Origin of the sequence: Brevibacterium sp. 'Marine' (assembly GCF_012844365.1) — a bacterium.
Taxonomy (GTDB): domain Bacteria; phylum Actinomycetota; class Actinomycetes; order Actinomycetales; family Brevibacteriaceae; genus Brevibacterium.
This window is the reverse complement of record NZ_CP051626.1, coordinates 2496507-2512704: the sequence shown is the minus strand read 5'-3', so window position 1 is coordinate 2512704 and position 16198 is coordinate 2496507. Positions and strand designations below refer to the sequence as shown.

Here is a 16198-nt window from a genome sequence, read left to right as displayed (position 1 = left end):
CCATTTCATGCGCGGCTTGATCCGACTACTCGCATCGGTGGATCAAGGCTTAGTCCCAACAAACTTCTTAACGAAACCTGCGGCGGCGGGATCCGCCATCAGATTGTCCGCTTCCTTTCTGCTGAGTATGAGGTTTCCATCATCGATAGGCATGCTTCCCGAATGCATAGGGGGGAGGCCATTCCGGGGCTTTGTGGACTTTTCGACTACTATGTTGCTGGCGTCCACTAGGTACCCATTGATGTTACCGGCGCTTACTCGCAGGCCGTCGATGTAGAGGAACTTTGAGGCCTTGGAAATATTTCTAAGACTGATAACGGCCACCGTGACGCCAGCATTTCGTTTGGCATTATTCTCCCACTTAAACGGGGTGTAGGCATAGCCGATCTCAAGTCCCTTGGCAAAAAGCGCGGGGAACATCATGCCGACGTGCTCGCCTTGGACTACTGAGTCAGTTGTGACGAAAGCTAGCTCGGCTCGAGAATTCCTAATATAATCTGCGCCTTTCGTGAACCATAATGCTACGTAATTCAGATTTTTGGGGTATGAATTACCTGCGAATGCGAAGGCATAATCTGCCTTCTGATCGGCGGTCTGCTTTTTGGCTCCGTAATACGGAGGGTTACCAATTAGGTAAATTTCTGATTTGCGGTCATTTGGGCAGATCGAGTTCCATTCGATTCTGTTCGCGTTTCCCGCCGTGATATTGCCTGCTTCCCGAAGTGGGATGAGTGGGATTGAGACGTTGAACTTCTCCCTGAACTCCGCGTTCATCTGGTGTTTGGCGATCCACAACGACAGTATCGCGACCTCTGCTGCGAAGTCGTCGATCTCGATTCCGTAGAAGTTTTCGATGTTGATTCTGGATTCTGCAAAGAGCACCTGGTGCTTGCTGTCAAGCTCGGCGAGCCGCTCTAGGATTGCGTGCTCAAGCTTGCGCAGTTCCTTGTAGGCGATGACAAGGAAGTTTCCCGACCCGCAGGCAGGGTCGAAGATCTTGATCTCGCTAATTCGGTCGAGGAGCATCTCGAGCTTTTTAACCGAATCGAATCCGAAGTCCAGCTGCTCTTTGAGTTCATCGAGGAACAGCGGTTCTATGGTCTTGAGGATGTTCGGCACTGAGGTGTAGTGCTGACCGAGGCCGGAGCGTGTTCCTGGGGTGACGATCGACTGAAACATGGAGCCGAAGATGTCAGGGTTGATCTCCCGCCAGATGAGTGTGCCCAAGTCGATGAGCTGCTGGCGGGCCGTCTTCGTGAAAGCAGGGACGTTCTCTGAATTTTTCACAGCGAACAGCCGCCCGTTCACATACGGGAAGTCAGCCAGGTATGGCGGTTTGTCAGCCCGGTTCTTTGTGTCCAGCGCGGTGAATAGATCGGAGAGGAACTCATCGACGTCGGAGCCATCGATCTGGGTGTGCGATCCGACAGCATTCGTGAACTGATTGGCCGTGAAGATGCCGGTGTCTTCGGCGAAGAAACAGAATAGCAGTCTGGTGAAGAAGACGTTAAGTGCATGCCTGCCGTGCGGGAGGGCCATCAGGTCGGGGTTGGCAGCCAGGAGTTCGTCAAACAGCTTCCCCATCCGTTCGGCGGCCTTGACGTCCGCGTGTGCTTCTGCGACATATTGTGCCTTCTCCATTCCAGCCCACGGGAGAAAGAAGGTGAAGTGCTTGTCGATATCGTGGATCGGGATCGCCAGATTATCGCCGGTCTTCATGTCGACGGCGACGAATTCGGCGTAGTTGGTGACAACGACAAACCGGGGGTTAAACCGGACTACGTGAGCCGCTTTGCGCAGTTCCTCGATCTCGGCAAGGGGGTCACCGGTTGCCTCACGGAAGTAGACGACGTTTTTCTGCGCGATCTCGCAACTTGGGTCCGCTGCGACATTGAGCGAGCCGTTCCGCAACCTGGTGACGTTTCCCTTGGGTTTGCCGTACGCTAGCAACAAGTCGAAGACTATGTCGCGATCGTAGGACTCCTGCGCGCCCAGTCGAGCAACCCGTTCCTCGACCGTCTTGAGGTTTAACCTCGCCACACTAGACCACCTGTTCAACGACGTACATGTCAGTTCATAGAGTATCCGCTGGTTGACATGTTTGGGGCTGCTGTGTGAGCCAGCGCCAGGGTCTGCCGCCGGTCGTCGGGGTCTGGTGCGATTAGTAGTTTCACAATTTAAAGGCTTCGCTCTCCCCGTTGAATCACACCGTCAACACAACCTTGCCGGTCGTCTTTCGACCCTCCAGGGCCCGATGCGCATCCGCAGCATCGGCCAGCGCGAACGTTGCACCGACGCGGAAGTTGAGCCAGCCGTGTTCGATGCCGTTGAAGAGCATCGCCGAACGCTTCGCCAGTTCCTCCGAGCTGCGGACGAACCATGCCAGCGACGGTCGCGAAAGGAAGATTCCGCCCGAAGAGTTCAAACGCTGAATGTCGAACGGCGGCACCTGTCCCGACGCCCCTCCGAAGAGCACCATCGACCCCAACGGCTTGATCGACGCCAGCGACGCATCGAACGTGTCCTTGCCGACACCGTCGTACGCGACATCGACGCCCTCACCATCGGTGAGCTCCTTGACCTTCGCCGTGATGTCAACGCCCTCGCCGTAGAGGAACACGTCATCCGCGCCAGCCTTGCGCGACAGCTCCGCCTTCTCGTCCGTGCTCACCGTCGAGATGACATTGCCACCCAAATGCTTGATGATCTGTGTGAGCAGCAGACCCACACCACCGGCACCCGCGTGAACGAGCGCCGTCTGTCCCGGCTTGATCTCATGCGAACTCGTCGCCAGGTACTGCGCCGTCAGACCCTGCAGCGGCATCGCCGCAGCCACCTCGGCGGATACACCCTCCGGCACGCGCAGAAGAAAGTCCGACTTCACGACGACCTGCGTCGCATACGAACCCGGGCCCTCGTGCCATGCCACACGGTCACCGACCTGCCAGCTCTCAATGCCCTCGCCCACCTCGGCGATGTATCCCGTGCCCTCGACGCCGACGACATGCGGGTACTCCATCGGATACACACCCGAACGACGGTACGTGTCGATGAAATTCACGCCCGCAGCCTCGACGTTGACGAGCACCTCACCGGGACCGGGCTTCGGAGTCTCGATCTCACCGAACTCCAGGACCTCCGGTCCACCAGCCTGCATCGCACGAACTGCCTGGGTCATGACGCCTCCTGCATATAAATTAATTGCCTGGTATGGTTATACATATGAACGATCTTACGGTTGCCGTCTCCGGTGCCACCGGATACGCCGGGGGAGAGGTCCTCCGGCTGCTGAGCACTCACCCCCACTTGAACGTCACCACGGTGTGCGGACATTCCACCGCGGGTGAGAAGCTCGGCCGACATCAACCCCATCTTCCCCGATTGTCTGACCTCGTGGTCCAGGAGTCCACCGCCGAGGTGCTCGCCGGCCACGATGTCGTCATCCTCGCGCTCCCGCACGGACAGTCCGGACAGATCGCCGCCGAACTCGAATCCACGAGCCCGGACACCCTCATCATCGACCTCGCAGCCGACCACCGGCTCATCAGCGCGGCTGCTTGGGAGAAGTTCTACGGCTCCGCGCACCAGGGCACCTGGACCTACGGTCTGCCCGAGCTGCTCACCGCCGGCGGCACCAAACAGCGCGAGGCGCTCAAGTCCACGAAGCGCATCGCCGTGCCCGGCTGTAACGTCACCGCCGTGAGCCTCGGACTCGCACCGCTCATCCAGGCCGGACTAGCGGCGCCCGCCGGACTCAACGCGGTGCTGGCCAATGGTGTCTCCGGTGCAGGCAAGGCGCTCAAGCCGCATCTCACCGCCGCCGAGGTCCTCGGCAATGCCTCGCCCTATGGCACGGGTGGCACGCACCGGCACGTTCCCGAGATCGAACAGAACCTCAACGGCGTCCTCGGCGTCGACGCCGCCGACGGCCCCACCCGCATCTCATTCACCCCGACACTCGTGCCCATGGCCCGAGGCATCCTCGCGACCATCACCGCCGACGCTGGCGAAGCCGCACCACGCAACGCCGAAGGCCTCCTCGACGCTGCGGCACTCAAGGAGCAGCTGAACGCTGCCTTCGACCAGGCCTACGCCGGCGAAGCCTTCGTCCGCGTCCTGCCCGACGGCCAGTGGCCACAGACCGCTGCCACCACCGGATCGAACGTTGCGCAGATCCAGTTCACCGTCGACGAACGCGCGGAGAAGCTCCTCGTCGTTGTCGCACTGGACAACCTTGTGCGCGGCACGGCCGGACAAGCCATCCAATCCATCCACCTGGCCCTCGGTCTCAACGAGACCACCGCCCTTCCCCTCGAAGGAGTCGCCCCATGAGCGTGACCGCCCCACTCGGCTTCACCGCCGCCGGACTCACCGCCGGACTCAAACCCTCCGGCACCAAAGACCTCTCCCTGGTCGTCAACAACGGACCCGACACCGTCGTCGCCGCCGTCTACACCTCCAACCGGTGCAAGGCCAACCCCATCCTGTGGTCCCAGAAGGCCTCCGCTAACGGGCAGGCACGCGCCGTCGTCCTGAACTCCGGGGGAGCGAACTGCTACACCGGCGACTTCGGCTACGGGACGACGACCCTGACCGCGCAGACCACCGCCGAACTCCTCACCGAATCCGGCATCACCACCCCAGCTGAAGACGTGCTCGTCTGCTCCACCGGACTTATCGGCGTCGGTGGTCAAGACTTCCGCGACTCCATCGTGAATCACCTCGCCCCACTAGTCGCGGCCGCCGACACGAGCGTCGAAGCCGGTCAGTCCGCTGCCGAAGCGATAATGACCACCGACACCGTCGCAAAAGTTGCCACCCGCACCGGTTCCAGCGGGTACACGATCGGCGGCATGGCCAAGGGCGCGGGCATGCTCGCACCGGGGCTGGCGACCATGCTCGTCGTCATCACCACCGACGCCAAGCTCGACCAAGCGACTCTCGACCAAGCGCTGCGGGCTTCGACGAGCCAGTCCTTCGACCGACTCGACACCGACGGCTGCATGTCGACGAACGATACCGTCATCCTCATGTCGTCGGGCGCCCACGAAGCCGCCGTCGATACGGACGAGTTCACCACCCTGCTGCGCGAACTCTGCCTCGACCTCATGCACCAACTCCACGTCGACGCCGAAGGCGCCCACCACGACATCGCCATCACCACCAAAGGTGCTGCCAGCGAAAAAGACGCCGTCGAAGTCTCCCGGTCCGTGGCCCGCTCGGCCCTGTTCAAGGCCGCGATCTTCGGGGAGGACCCGAACTGGGGTCGCGTCGTCGCTCAGGTGGGAACCACCTCGGCGGATTTCGATCCCACACAGATCGACGTGATCATCAACGGCGTCCAGGTGTGCACGGCATCTGGCCCCGACGAAGACCCCGCGAACGTCACGTTCGAGCGCACCGTCGACGTCGTCATCGACCTCCACGCCGGCGACGACACCGCCACCGTGTGGACCTCGGACCTCACCCACGACTACGTCGAAGAGAACAGCGCCTACTCCTCATGAACACCCCCGTCGACATGTCCACGAAATCCACGGCCGCCCGGCTCGCCGCCGCCCAGGTCAAGGCCGAGGCCCTGACCGAGGCACTGCCCTGGATCAAGACCTTCGCCGGTGCCACGATCGTCATCAAATACGGCGGCAACGCCATGGTCTCCCCGGAGCTGCAGCAGTCGTTCGCCGATGACATCGCGTTCCTCCGCTTCGCCGGCATCCGCCCCGTCGTCGTCCACGGAGGCGGCCCCCAGATCTCTGCCATGCTGAAACGCCTGGGCATCGAATCCGAGTTCAAGGCCGGACAGCGCGTGACCACCGAGGAGGCCGCCGAAGTCATCCGCATGGTCCTGTCCGGCCAGGTCAACCGCGACATCGTGTCCCGGATCAACCAGAACGGTGACGCCGCGATCGGCCTGTCCGGTGAAGACGCCGACCTGCTGCTGGCGAACAAGGCCACCGCCGAGGTGGACGGGGAGACCATCGACCTCGGCCGGGTGGGCGAGATCGCCCAGGTGAATACGACAGTGCTCACCGAACTCCTCGATGCCGGACGGGTGCCCGTCATCTGCTCGATCGCCTCGGAAATCGGGGGAGAGGCGGGGAAGCCGCTGAACATCAATGCGGACCTGGCCGCCTCGGCGGTGGCGAAGGCGCTCAAGGCACACAAACTCATCATGCTCACCGATGTGCCCGGCCTCTACGCGAACTGGCCGGACACGTCCTCGCTCATATCCCGCATCGACCCGGACAAGCTACGCGAACTCCTGCCCTCGCTCGACTCGGGCATGATCCCGAAGATGACCGCGGCGCTCGAGGCGATCGAGCACGGGGTCAAGCAGGCCCACATCATCGACGGCCGGATGGCGCATTCCCTCCTCCTCGAGGTCTTCACCTCGGAGGGCATCGGCACCATGGTCGAAGACACCATCGTCGAACCCGCACCGCTGGGCGACGGGCACCAGGCGAACCCCGCCGAGGCGGCCCCGACGGACGGTTTGAACGCTAGCAACGACAGCAATGGAGGACGTTCATGACCGAGACGACCGATCAGACTTCGACCGGGCAGGGTTCCGATCAGGCCCAGACGTGGCGGGACGATTTCTCCCGTGTGCTGTCCCCGGTATTTGGGTCCCCGCAGCTCGACATCGTCCGCGGCGAAGGCTCCTATGTGTGGGATGCCTCGGGCAAGCAGTACCTCGACCTGCTCGCCGGCATCGCCGTCAACGCCCTCGGCCACTGCCATCCCGCGTGGGTCAGCGCCATCACCGAACAGGCCTCGACGCTCGGCCACATCTCGAACTTCTTCACCTCCCCGGCCCAGATCGGCCTGGCCGAGAAACTCCACGAGATCCTCGACCTGCCCGCCGGATCTGCCGTGTTCTTCTCGAACTCGGGGACCGAAGCCAACGAGGCGGCCTTCAAGATGGCCCGCCGCGCCGCCGGCGGGGGACGGCCCTTCATCATCGCCGTCGAAGGCGCCTTCCACGGCCGCACCATGGGCGCCCTCGCGCTGACCGCGAAGGAAGCGTACCGCGCTCCCTTCGCTCCCGGTGTCCCCGGCGTCGTGCACGTGCCCTACGGCGATGTCGAAGCACTCGAAGCGGCGATCAATGAGAACACCGCCGCTGTGTTCGTCGAACCAGTCCAGGGTGAGGTCGGCGTGCGGATGCATCCGGCCGGCTACCTCACCGCGGTGCGCGAACTGACGACGAAGGTCGGGGCGCTCATGGTCCTCGACGAGGTGCAGTCGGGCATCGGCCGCACCGGTTCGTGGTTCGCCCACCAGGATCCCGAGATCGGCGAGGGCGTCACCCCGGACATCATCACCTCGGCGAAGGGGCTCGGCGGCGGCATGCCGATCGGCGCGACCATCACCGTCGGCGACGCGAATACTGGTCTGCTCGAAGCCGGACAGCACGGCACGACCTTCGGCGGCAACCCTCTGTCGTGCGCCGCCGGACTCGCCGTGCTCGAGACCATCGAGAAAGACAACCTCCTCGACCACGTCACCGAGATCAGCGACTGGCTCAAGCCTCAGCTGGCGAAGGTCGACGGGATCGGTGAGATCACCGGTAAGGGACTGCTCCTCGGGCTCGAACTGACACCTGGCGAGGACGGCCAAGTTCCGGATTCGAAAGCCGTGGCTGCCAGGGCACTCGAGGCCGGGTTCATCATCAACCCCGTCGCCCCCGGTCGCTTGCGCCTCGCCCCGCCGCTGACCATCACCACGGACGAGCTCACTCCGTTCGTCGACGCCCTGCCCGGGCTCATCGCCGGCTGAGACCCACCCAGACTTTCGAAGGACACCTCATGACACGCCACTTCCTCAAGGACACGGACCTCAGTCCGGCCGAGCAGACGCAAGTCCTCGACCTCGCCGTCGAGCTCAAAGCCGCTCCCTACTCGCGGACCCCGCTGGCCGGCCCGCAGACCGCCGCGGTCATCTTCGACAAGACCTCGACGCGCACCCGGGTGTCGTTCGCCGCCGGCATCGCCGCGCTCGGCGGGCAGCCGCTCATCATCAACCCCGGTGAGGCGCAGCTCGGGCACAAGGAATCCATCGCCGACACCGCCCAGGTGATGTCGCGGATGGTCTCGACGATCATCTGGCGCACCTACGCGCAGGCCGGCCTCGAAGAGATGGCCGAATACTCCTCGGTGCCCGTCATCAACTCGCTGTCCGATGACTTCCACCCCTGCCAGATCCTGGCCGACCTGCTCACCATCCGCGAACACCGCGGCGACGTGGCCGGCCAGACCATGACGTACTTCGGCGACGGGGCGAACAACATGGCCAACTCCTACGCCCTCGGCGGAGTCAACGCCGGCATGCACGTGCGCATTGCCGCCCCCGCCGGATACCAGCCCGACGCCGCCATCGTCGCCGAAGCCGACGCACTCGCGGCCGACACCGGCGGATCGCTGACCGTCACCGACGATCCCGTTGCCGCCGCCACCGGCGCCGACGTCCTCGTCACCGACACCTGGGTGTCCATGGGCCAGGAGGCCGCCGGCCGCGACGACGAGGCCTCACCGTTCACGAAGTTCCAGGTCAACCAGGAACTGATGAACTTGAGCAACGACGCGATCTTCCTCCACTGCCTGCCCGCCTACCGCGGCAAAGAGGTCACGGCCGAGGTCATCGACGGCCCCGCCTCGGTGGTCTTCATTGAGGCCGAGAACCGCCTCCACGCGCAGAAGGCACTCATGACCTACCTCCTGGAGCGATGATGGCCGAGCCGAACAGCAGCGCCCCGCTGACGAAGACCGCCCGCCAGCAGAAGATCATCGATCTCATCACCCGCCAATCCGTGCGGTCCCAGATTGAACTCGCCGAGGCGCTCGCGACGCAGGGCATCACCGTCACCCAAGCGACCCTGTCGCGCGACCTCGCCGAGGTGGGGGCCGTGAAGATCCGGTCCACCGCGGGATCCGTGTACGCCGTTCCCGGTGAAGGCGGGGACCGGTCCCTGCAGCAGTCGACGGGGGAGAGCCTCGATGCGAAGCTGCCGCGGATCCTCGAGGAGCTGCTCGTCTCCGCGGTCTCCCAGGACAACACGGTCGTGCTGCGTACCCCGCCCGGGGCCGCACAGTATCTGGCCTCGGCGATCGACCGGTCGTCGATGGTCGGCATCTTCGGCACTCTGGCCGGCGACGACACGGTCCTCGTCATCGCCGATGCCGCCGTCGGGGGAGCGGCCGTGGCCGAGACCTTCCTCGAATACGCGGCCGGAGGACTGGCCGAGGGGTGAGTCTCGGCCAGTGCGGCCGGGAACCAAGCCGGCCGCCTCGGCGAGGCAAAACTGGAACAATGACAACTGAGTTTCTTCATTTCAAAGAACGGGCCGGCGCATTCGTGCTGGTGGGAAAGGACGATCTGTGAGCGAACGACTGAGCCTGTGGGGCGGACGATTCTCCGACGGTCCGGCCGATGCGCTGGCCGCACTGAGCAAGTCCACGGACTTCGACTGGCGCCTGGCGAAGTACGACATCGCCGGTTCCAAGCCCCACGCGAAGGTCCTCCACCATGCGGGACTACTCACCGATGACGAGCTGTCGGGGATGCATTCGGCTCTCGACGAGCTGCTGCGTCAGGTTGAAGCCGGCGAATACGTGGCTGCCGAATCTGACGAGGATGTGCATTCGTCGCTCGAGCGCGGACTCATCGAGATCGCCGGTCCCGAGCTCGGCGGGAAGCTGCGTGCCGGACGGTCCCGCAACGACCAGATCGCGACGATGGGTCGGATGTACCTGCGCGACCATGCGCGTGAGGTCGCCGGTCTCGTCCTCGACACTGTCGAGGTGCTGGTCGCTCAGGCAGAAGAGCATCCCGAGGCGCCGATGCCTGGACGCACGCACCTCCAGCACGCTCAGCCGGTGCTGCTGGCGCACCATCTGCTTGCCCATGCGTGGCCGCTGCTGCGCGATGTCGCCCGCTTCGTCGATTTCGATGCGCGCGCCGGTGTCTCTGCGTATGGTTCGGGTGCTCTGGCCGGGTCGTCGTTGGGGCTCGATCCGCAGGCTGTGGCCGCGGATCTGGGGTTCAACGATTCGGTGGAGAACTCCATCGACGGCACGGCGTCGCGTGATGTCTTCGCCGAGTACCTGTTCATCACGACGATGATCGGAATCGACCTCTCGCGTCTGTCCGAGGAGGTCATCGCGTGGGCGACGAAGGAGTTCTCGTTCGTCACCCTCCACGATGCGTATTCGACGGGGTCGTCGATCATGCCGCAGAAGAAGAACCCCGACGTCGCCGAGCTCACTCGCGGTAAGTCGGGCCGTCTCATCGGTGATCTCACCGGTCTGCTGTCGACGCTCAAGGCGCTGCCGTTGGCGTACAACCGGGACCTGCAGGAGGACAAGGAGCCGGTCTTCGACGCCACAGACACTCTCGAGCTGCTGTTGCCGGCGTTCACCGGGATGGTTGCGACGCTGAAGTTCGATACCGAGCGCATGGCGTACCTTGCTCCGCGCGGATTCGCGCTGGCCACGGACATCGCCGAGTGGCTTGTGCGCGAGGGCGTGCCGTTCCGTGTCGCGCATGAGCTCTCGGGAGCGTGCGTGCAGCTGGCCGAGTCGCGGGACATCGAGCTGTGGGATCTCTCCGATGAGGACTTCGCGGGGATCTCACCGCACTTGACGCCTGACGTGCGCGAAGTGCTCACGACGCTCGGATCGATCGATTCGCGGTCGGCAAAGGGTGGCACGGCTCGCTCGGCCGTCGATCAGCAGATCTCCAACGCGAAGGCCGAAGTTGCTCGCCTGCGCGAGTTCGCGGGGTCGGCTCGCAGCGTGTGAGTTTGCAGCTCGGCGTGTACCGGGCGGTGCATCGGATCTGAGTGCCGTCCAGCCCGACCGTCGGCCGGGGGACTCGGCGCGTTCGAATGATGCTCAGCCCTTTACGCGGCCCGGTTCATCCGCGTCGTTCCACCGGTGGGGATCGGTTTCGGACGCGGTCCTGCGCAGGATGTCCAACGCCGCAGTGAGCTTCTTCGACAACCTCGCTCCGGCCATCGTCGCTCCGACGATCGTGTTGGCGAATTCCGGGTTCGTCACCGGCAGATAGCGCACCGGCATGCCCTGAAATGTCCGCGTGTCAGGGTGAGGAACGGCATTGGCCAGGGAGAATCCGAGGCCCCAGCCCACCATCGACCGGATCGTCTCCGCGTTGGGGATCAGCCAGCGCACGGTCGGCTCGTAGCCGACCCCACGGATCTGACTGACGAGCAGGTCGGCTGTCGGCGGAGAATCGAGCAGGATGAGCGGGTCGTCGATGAGTTCGGCGATATCCACTCCATCCTTGCTCGCTGCAGGATGATCGGCGGAGACGAGGGCATGCAGCTGCACATCGGCGAGGTCGTGTCGGGTGATCCCCTCGATCTGAATCTGCTTGCGATACATGACAGCGACATCGACCTCCCCGTCGAGGACCATCTGCTGCATGGTCATGGGATGAGCCTCGACGAAGCTGAGATCGATCTGCGGATGCCGCCTGACGAAATGAGAGGCAGCGCCCGGCAGCATCCGAGGCGCTGCCGTCGGAATGCAGCCGATACGCAGAGGCCCCTGCAGGAGAGACGACTCGTCATTGAGCGATTCGACGGCATCCGAGACGGTCGACAGGATCTCCCTGGCGTGCATACCGAACTCCCGGCCGGCACTCGTCGGGCGGGCACGCCGCGCGGGGCCGCGTGCGATGAGCGTGACTTTGAGCTTCTTCTCCAACTGCGCGAGTGCCGCAGAGACCGTCGCCTGAGACACGCGGCACTCCTTTGCCGCTTCGCTCACCGAGCCGCGGTCGAGAACGGCGAGAAAGTACTCGAGCTGGCGAAGCGTGATGTCAGTCATAGCTTGAGTCTATATTGAAGCAAGCAAAAATTTGCTTTTCTTTTTGATTCCGACGGAGAAGACTGGAGAGGTCAAAGACGCAACAAGTCGAAAGTGCCAGCTCATGAACGATTCGAAGATGAAGATAGTCACCCTCGGTACCGCCGGTGGCCCACGCTGGTGGAAGGGCGACGCCAAAGATCGAGCAGGGATCTCGACCGCGATCGTCGTCGAAGACCGCTTCTACCTCGTCGATGCCGGCCACGGCGTCGGACGCCGCACACGTCAGGCCGGTCTCGAACTCGGCGACCTCGGCGGAGTCTTCATCACCCATCTGCATTCGGACCACACCATTGATCTTCCGTCGCTGGTGGTGTTCGGAATGCACGAACTCCAGCACCGAGTCGACACCCCGGTTCCCCTCCTCGGGCCCGGCGACCGCGGCGCGCTGCCTCCGACCTCGCCGCGCGCAATCGTCCCGCCCACGCCCGTCGCGTCGGCGAACCCCACCCCAGGCATCACGGACATGTTCACCAACATCGTCGCGGCCTTCGCCACCGACCTCAACGATCGCGTGCTCGACTCCCTGCGACCATCGCCGGAGAGCCTCTTCGACCCCCGCGATATCGCGATCCCACAGGACATCGGATACCACCCCAATACGGCTCCGACCCCGGAGATGGAACCCTTCGTCATCTTCCAGGACGAACTCGTCACGGTGACCGCCATCCTCGTCGAACATCCGCCCGTGGCGCCCGCCTTCGCCTTCAGGTTCGACAGCGAACACGGGTCGGTGACCATTTCGGGCGACACCTGCGAAACCGCCAACCTCGTCAGACTTGCACAAGGAACGGACCTGCTTCTCCACGAAGCAATCGACTTCGACTGGGTCGACCAGATGTATGCGCACCGTGACGACGACGAAGGCAGAGCCTCCAGAGACCACCACTACAAGTCCCACACCTCTGTCGCCGGAGCGATTCGAGTCGCCAACGCGGCACAGGCGCGAACGCTCGCTCTCCACCATCTGGTGCCCGGGTCCGCCGATGACTCCGTCTGGCACAAGGGGCAGACAGAATTCGCCGGAACCTTCCTGGTCCCCGAAGACCTCGACACCATCAATATCGCCACTGTGGCCCAACCAGCACTGAGGAGCTGACTGAAATATGCACGACAACAAAGATGTTGTTGACAGAGACGGCCTCCAGACCTCGTTGAGGACGCCCGAGATGAGACGAATCCTCACCTCGAGCTTCGTCGGCTCGGCCATCGAGTTCTACGACTTCATCCTCTACGCCACCGCCTCCTCGATCGTCTTCGCTCAGCTGTTCTTTGCCGGTCTCGGTCCCGGACTCTCACTCTTCGCCTCGTTCAGCACTCTCGCGGCCGGCTACTTGGCACGCCCGCTCGGCGGAGTGATCTTCGGCCACTTCGGCGACCGGGTGGGTCGGAAGAAGGCCCTGATCGTCTCCATGGTGATGATGGGGGCGGTCACCGTGGTCATCGGACTCATGCCGCCGACCGCATCGATCGGAATGATCGCTCCGGTATCGCTGTTCACACTGCGCATCATCCAGGGAATCGCCGTCGGCGGCGAGTGGGGCGGCGCGGCACTGATGGCACTCGAGCATGCGCCGAAGAAACGGCGCGGTCTGGCCGCGGCGTTCGCCAATGCCGGTGGTCCGGCGGGTGCGATCCTGGCGACGCTCGTGCTGTCGCTGACAGCGACACTGACCGGTGAGAACTTCGTGACATGGGGCTGGCGTCTGCCGTTCCTGCTCTCGGCCGTGCTCATCGTCGTCGGTCTCGTCATCCGTCTCAAGGTCAGCGAAACGCCTGCCTTCCAGCAGCTCGAACACGAGAGCGAAGAGAGAAAGGTCCCGCTGCTGACAGTGTTCAAGGACTACAAGCGGCAGGTCCTCATCGCTCTCTTCGCGACGATGACCATCTATGTCACCCAGGGTCTGACGACCGTGTGGGGCGTATCGGTCGCGGTCGCCGCAGGAGAAGACAAATCCGACGTACTCAACTGGAAGGCAGTCGGAGCGCTGACCACTCTGATCGTGACGTTCGTGGTCGCACGACTGAGCGACAGGATCGGACGAAAGCGATCTCTCATCGGCGCCCACATCGTGGCTGCGGTCCTCGCCGTGCCGATCGTGATGCTCATCGTCAGCGGTGAGCTCCACCAGTACGCTGCCGCAATCATTCTCGGCAACGGGATTGTGCAGGGCTTGTGCTACGGGCCGATTGCGGCCTATGTCTCCGAACTCTTCCCGCCTGCCGTACGATACACCGGCGCATCCGTCGGCTATCAGCTCGCCGCAGCGCTCGGAGCGGGACTGTCACCGATGATCGCCTCGGCCCTCATCATGGTTCCGGGAGCCGGGCCCTACCTCATCGGTGGGGTCTGGGCACTCTTCGCCGTAGTCGGAGCAGCAGCCGTTCTGGTCAGCCGTCCCTTTCCGGAAAGTGACCGGAACCCCGAGCCGCCGGTCGGAGAATCCGACGTCGAGCCGGTGCTCGGACGGACTGCAAACAGCTGAGTCAGGGCAGTGAGGATGTGGGGCACGAGTGCGTGAGTGGGCAGGTGGGCGGAGGTTCTCGGCCCGGGTGCCAGATGCGGCAGCAGTGTTCCCATACGGGAACACGGCGACTAAAATCGGGGTATGGAGACTCGTCCGTTCATCGACACCCCGGAACGACTCGCGACAGTCGTTCATCGGGCGCGGACGGAACTGGGGTGGACTCAAGCAGAGTTGTCCCAGCGCGCCGGTGTCGGTCGACGTTTCATCGTCGATCTGGAAGGCGGTCACCCCCGGGCCGAGATCGGTTTGGTGATGACCGTACTGAAGACCCTCGGCCTGTCGCCTCGAGCAGTGCCTGCTATTCCGCTGTGGGCGTTCCATGACGACGGCACGCTTAAGGATGAATACCGGAGATTCAGCGAAGATTCCGGGGGACAGCACTTACACCATCAAGAGCACGATGATTCCAACGTCTCTGAGTTGACGCGTGCACTGGGAGCCAGCCATCGCTGAGACTGCGCTGGAAGTGTTCAAGGATGGTCGCCATCTGGGGCAATTCCGGCGCGGTGCTTCGGGGCCCGTCAGCTTCGCCTACGATCGAGACTACGAGGGTCCGCCGATTTCGCTGTCCCTGCCGCTCGACGGCGGAGCGACCAGGAACGCTGCCGAGCGGTTTCTCGACAACCTTCTTCCAGACAATGTTCGGGTTCGCGGCCGCTGGGCCCGACAACTGGGAACGACCGAAGAGCCATTCGAGTTGCTGGCTCATATGGGCGAGGATCTTGCGGGTGCTCTTGTCCTCAACCCTGAAGGTCAAGCGCCTGACTCAGGATCCGCAGGCGCCGTCATCGCAACTGACGACCAGATCGCCGATCGCATCGCATCGATCATTCACGACCCTGACGCCTGGCTTGCCGCGGAACAAGTTGGGTCGACACGTCTGTCCCTGGCCGGAGCGCAGGGAAAATTCACACTGGCTCGTATCGGCGACGATTGGTTCTGGCCTTCTGCCGCCGTGCCGTCTACCCACATTCTCAAACCGGCGATGCAGCGACTTGAACAGGTGCCCGAGGCAGAAGCTGGTGCGCTCACTCTGGCTATTGAACTCGGCCTGGATGCTCCGGTCGCCAACGCAGTGAAAATTCGTGGGCAGTCGACATTCATCGTCGAACGTTTCGACAGAGATACGGCGCAATCGGTCGCTCGTCGCATTCACACAGAGGACTTCGCCCAAGCCGTCGGGCGCTCACCCGATCAGAAATACGGAATGTCACCGGAACAGATCATCGAGGTGCTCGGACGGCATGCGGCAGAATCCGAGAAGTATCGTTTCATCCGGTTGTTGGCATTCAACGTCTACCTCGGCAACGCCGATGCGCATGCCAAGAACTATTCGGTGTTCCTCGACGATGAGATTCGTCTGACTCCGCTTTACGACGCGGCGCCGACACTCGTATGGCCGACCTTGACCGACGATCGACTGGCGATGAAGGTCGGCGGCGCGTTGCGCAGCTCTGAAGTGCAGTTCGCCCACTGGCGGAAGCTCGCGAACAGAACTGACCTCGACGAGGACACGGTTGTCGGCATCGCCGAGGAGATCGGGCGAGGAATCAGGGACCGTTCCTCCGCAGTCTTCGAAGGTGCTGGCATGTCGGCGGAGATGCTGCACCGATTGGAGTCAGTGGTACGCAGCACAACCCGCCACCTTCCCAGAGGATGACGAACATCGCGAAGATCTCTTCGCAGATCAGCCCGACGAGTGGGGTCCGGGCTGAAGGGCCGCTTGGTGATTCAAGGAGGACGCGGGAACAGCCGCCTCGGCGAACACGTAGAATTGACCCC

General features: G+C 63.3%; 14 protein-coding genes. 11 read left to right on the top strand and 3 right to left on the bottom strand.

The genetic code is table 11. From position 1 onward, the window contains the following. Positions 1-42 precede the first annotated feature (42 nt). Together HF684_RS11320 and HF684_RS11315 are read right to left on the bottom strand one after the other, a co-directional pair. Positions 43-2040, bottom strand: coding sequence for a DNA methyltransferase (locus tag HF684_RS11320; protein ID WP_169252550.1), 1998 nt, complete (start codon positions 2038-2040; stop codon positions 43-45). Between the two features lie 163 nt (positions 2041-2203). Further along, entirely contained in the window at positions 2204-3178 is a 975-nt protein-coding gene (locus tag HF684_RS11315) for a quinone oxidoreductase (RefSeq protein ID WP_169252549.1), read from the bottom strand. Between the two features lie 44 nt (positions 3179-3222). Here HF684_RS11315 and argC point away from each other — a divergent pair, with 44 nt between their 5' ends. The 7 genes from argC (at position 3223) to argH (ending at position 10799) form a co-directional block, all read left to right on the top strand. Next, the gene (gene argC / locus HF684_RS11310) at positions 3223-4332 is read left to right on the top strand and encodes an N-acetyl-gamma-glutamyl-phosphate reductase (protein ID WP_248278897.1); all 1110 of its coding nucleotides are present in this window, start codon (positions 3223-3225) and stop codon (positions 4330-4332) included. Further along, the gene (argJ, locus tag HF684_RS11305) at positions 4329-5507 is read left to right on the top strand and encodes a bifunctional glutamate N-acetyltransferase/amino-acid acetyltransferase ArgJ (protein ID WP_169252547.1); all 1179 of its coding nucleotides are present in this window, start codon (positions 4329-4331) and stop codon (positions 5505-5507) included. The genes argC and argJ overlap by 4 nt, the downstream gene beginning before the upstream one ends. Beyond that, a complete protein-coding gene (gene argB, locus HF684_RS11300; protein WP_248278896.1) occupies positions 5504-6532 on the top strand; it encodes an acetylglutamate kinase in 1029 nt (342 codons plus the stop codon). The genes argJ and argB overlap by 4 nt, the downstream gene beginning before the upstream one ends. Beyond that, the gene (locus HF684_RS11295; protein ID WP_169252546.1) at positions 6529-7779 is read left to right on the top strand and encodes an acetylornithine transaminase; all 1251 of its coding nucleotides are present in this window, start codon (positions 6529-6531) and stop codon (positions 7777-7779) included. Before argB ends, HF684_RS11295 begins: the two co-directional genes overlap by 4 nt. Before the next feature lie 29 nt (positions 7780-7808). Next, positions 7809-8729, top strand: coding sequence for an ornithine carbamoyltransferase (gene argF, locus HF684_RS11290; protein WP_169252545.1), 921 nt, complete (start codon positions 7809-7811; stop codon positions 8727-8729). Next, positions 8726-9250 (top strand): arginine repressor, encoded by a 525-nt coding sequence (locus HF684_RS11285; protein ID WP_211167986.1) that lies wholly within the window; start codon positions 8726-8728, stop codon positions 9248-9250. Before argF ends, HF684_RS11285 begins: the two co-directional genes overlap by 4 nt. A 127-nt stretch (positions 9251-9377) precedes the next feature. Continuing rightward, positions 9378-10799, top strand: a complete 1422-nt coding sequence (gene argH / locus HF684_RS11280; RefSeq protein WP_169252543.1) for an argininosuccinate lyase — start codon at positions 9378-9380, stop codon at positions 10797-10799. Between the two features lie 93 nt (positions 10800-10892). Here argH and HF684_RS11275 read toward each other — a convergent pair whose 3' ends face one another. Then, positions 10893-11849 carry a LysR family transcriptional regulator gene (locus tag HF684_RS11275; protein WP_169252542.1) on the bottom strand — a complete coding sequence of 319 codons (957 nt, stop codon included), beginning with the start codon at positions 11847-11849 and terminating at the stop codon, positions 10893-10895. Between the two features lie 103 nt (positions 11850-11952). Between HF684_RS11275 and HF684_RS11270 the strand changes: the two genes are divergently transcribed. The 4 genes from HF684_RS11270 to HF684_RS11255 all read left to right on the top strand — a co-directional run bounded on the left by HF684_RS11270 (position 11953) and on the right by HF684_RS11255 (position 16076). Then, positions 11953-12987: an MBL fold metallo-hydrolase gene (locus HF684_RS11270; RefSeq protein WP_169252541.1), complete on the top strand. Its 1035-nt coding sequence runs from the start codon at positions 11953-11955 to the stop codon at positions 12985-12987. Positions 12988-13057: 70 nt separating this feature from the next. Beyond that, positions 13058-14374, top strand: coding sequence for an MFS transporter (locus HF684_RS11265; protein ID WP_248278895.1), 1317 nt, complete (start codon positions 13058-13060; stop codon positions 14372-14374). Between the two features lie 123 nt (positions 14375-14497). Then, positions 14498-14869, top strand: coding sequence for a helix-turn-helix transcriptional regulator (locus HF684_RS11260; protein WP_169252539.1), 372 nt, complete (start codon positions 14498-14500; stop codon positions 14867-14869). Then, the gene (locus HF684_RS11255) at positions 14844-16076 is read left to right on the top strand and encodes a HipA domain-containing protein (protein ID WP_169252538.1); all 1233 of its coding nucleotides are present in this window, start codon (positions 14844-14846) and stop codon (positions 16074-16076) included. The genes HF684_RS11260 and HF684_RS11255 overlap by 26 nt, the downstream gene beginning before the upstream one ends. The last annotated feature ends 122 nt before the right edge of the window (positions 16077-16198 follow it).

Bases quoted from the DNA above. Each gene is read 5' to 3' on its own strand.
- HF684_RS11315 (WP_169252549.1), bottom strand. From the start codon at position 3,178: ATGACCCAGGCAGTTCGTGCGATGCAGGCTGGTGGACCGGAGGTCCTG.
- argC (WP_248278897.1), top strand. From the start codon at position 3,223: ATGAACGATCTTACGGTTGCCGTCTCCGGTGCCACCGGATACGCCGGG.
- argJ (WP_169252547.1), top strand. From the start codon at position 4,329: ATGAGCGTGACCGCCCCACTCGGCTTCACCGCCGCCGGACTCACCGCC.
- argB (WP_248278896.1), top strand. From the start codon at position 5,504: ATGAACACCCCCGTCGACATGTCCACGAAATCCACGGCCGCCCGGCTC.
- HF684_RS11295 (WP_169252546.1), top strand. From the start codon at position 6,529: ATGACCGAGACGACCGATCAGACTTCGACCGGGCAGGGTTCCGATCAG.
- argF (WP_169252545.1), top strand. From the start codon at position 7,809: ATGACACGCCACTTCCTCAAGGACACGGACCTCAGTCCGGCCGAGCAG.
- HF684_RS11285 (WP_211167986.1), top strand. From the start codon at position 8,726: ATGATGGCCGAGCCGAACAGCAGCGCCCCGCTGACGAAGACCGCCCGC.
- HF684_RS11275 (WP_169252542.1), bottom strand. From the start codon at position 11,849: ATGACTGACATCACGCTTCGCCAGCTCGAGTACTTTCTCGCCGTTCTC.
- HF684_RS11270 (WP_169252541.1), top strand. From the start codon at position 11,953: ATGAACGATTCGAAGATGAAGATAGTCACCCTCGGTACCGCCGGTGGC.
- HF684_RS11265 (WP_248278895.1), top strand. From the start codon at position 13,058: ATGAGACGAATCCTCACCTCGAGCTTCGTCGGCTCGGCCATCGAGTTC.
- HF684_RS11260 (WP_169252539.1), top strand. From the start codon at position 14,498: ATGGAGACTCGTCCGTTCATCGACACCCCGGAACGACTCGCGACAGTC.